This window comes from Acinetobacter sp. UC24323 (genome assembly GCF_024151445.1).
Lineage (GTDB): Bacteria > Pseudomonadota > Gammaproteobacteria > Pseudomonadales > Moraxellaceae > Acinetobacter > Acinetobacter baumannii.
Genome location: NZ_JAHIBY010000032.1, coordinates 1 through 1540 on the forward strand (window position 1 = coordinate 1; position 1540 = coordinate 1540).

Annotated in this window: 2 protein-coding genes; both read left to right on the forward strand. The window is 37.1% G+C overall.

Annotated elements, in window-relative coordinates:
* The coding region (locus KNQ97_RS19130; RefSeq protein WP_253612636.1) for a GMC oxidoreductase at window positions 1–184 on the forward strand (184 nt) is incomplete at its 5' end.
* Window positions 185–201: 17 nt separating this feature from the next.
* Window positions 202–1374, forward strand: coding sequence for an MFS transporter (locus KNQ97_RS19135; RefSeq protein WP_024432734.1), 1173 nt, complete (start codon window positions 202–204; stop codon window positions 1372–1374).
* Window positions 1375–1540 lie beyond the last annotated feature (166 nt).

Below are 1540 nucleotides of genomic sequence, written 5' to 3' on the forward strand. Positions count from 1 at the left end.
GGTTGATGAGTTTGGTCGTGTTCACACCATAGACAATGTGCGGATTGTGGATGCATCGATCATGCCTGAGATCCCGAGTGGTAATTTGAATGCACCGATCATTATGATGGCCGAAAAAATGGCCGATATCATAAAAGGTACTAAATCTTTAATATCAGATACTGATTATTTTAAAGTGGCATAAATTTCAAGGAGAGAAAAATGCTATATAAAAGTTTACTTTTAAGAGCAAGGTTAGCTACATCCCTTATGTTTTTTATTAATGGTGTTGTACTTGCTATCTGGGCTACCAATATTCCAGAACTTAAACGAAATCTTGCATTAACTGACCAACAGCTTGGTTTTGCACTAAGTGGTTTTGCCGCCGGTACAATGATTACTATGTACATAGCTGGTATCTTGGCCACTAAAATTGGTACACGGAATACTTTGGTGTTAGGAGGGATTCTTTTATCTTTCACTATTCCTTTATGTGCATATGCACCATCGTATACGACTTTTGTTGCTAGTATTTTACTGCTTGGCGTTATAAACAGTATCTATGATGTAGCAATGAATAGTCATGCATGTGTAATCGAGATTGAAAGAAAAAAAGTACTTATGCCCTCTTTCCATGCTTTATTTAGCATAGGTGGATTAATTGGTGCTTCGACTGTTGCTGTTTTACTTTCAGATAAATTAGGGGCAACTTACTGTTTAACCTTAGCTGGAGTGCTCGTATTCGTTGCAACTATAATCTCAGCCTTTTTCTTAGTAGATATTCGTCCTGAAGTCCAAGCTAATGAAGGAAAAGTGAAATTTAGATTACCAAATCGTACTCTACTCTATCTTGCATTTTTAACTTTCCTCGCCTTATTTATTGAACGAACTCTAATTGATTGGAGCTCATTATATTTGACAGATATCAGTCATGTTTCAACGAATATTGCTGCCCTAGGTTTTGCTGGTTTTAGTTTGGCTATGGCACTTACACGTTTATCTGGCGATTACTTTATTAATAAATTTGGTGAATCAAAGGTTCTTATTACTTCAGGTCTTGCGGGTGCAATTGGTTTACTATTAGCAATTATCTTCCCTACTCCTACAGTTTCTATTTTAGGATTCTTAGTAGTAGGTCTAGGTTTGGGTAATATGATTCCTGTATTTTATAGTCGAGCAGGTAAAGTATTCCCGGAATCACCTGCTGTTGGTTATGCTCTAAATGGTACATTAGGTTATACAGGATTTTTAATTGCCCCTATCATTATTGGATCTGTTTCTACAGACTATTCGCTACGCATAGCGATGGTACTTCCAGTACTTGCATTTATATTCTTAACGATAGTGCATATGAAACCAAAACAAGTGAGCATTACTACTCCACATGCGCGCTAAAATTTAGGTAAAAATGTAAACGTTTACATAATAAGGATTAAGGAGCCGACCATGACAGAGAATACTGAAGATAAAGGTGTGGTGTATTACTTCAACCGCCAGACAGAGAAAAGCTACTGGCAGCCAAAACCAGCAAACGGTTTCGTCACTGTAGCTATCTCACCAG

Coding starts and splice junctions, on each gene's coding strand:
- KNQ97_RS19135 (WP_024432734.1), top strand. CDS start 202: ATGCTATATAAAAGTTTACTTTTAAGAGCAAGGTTAGCTACATCCCTT.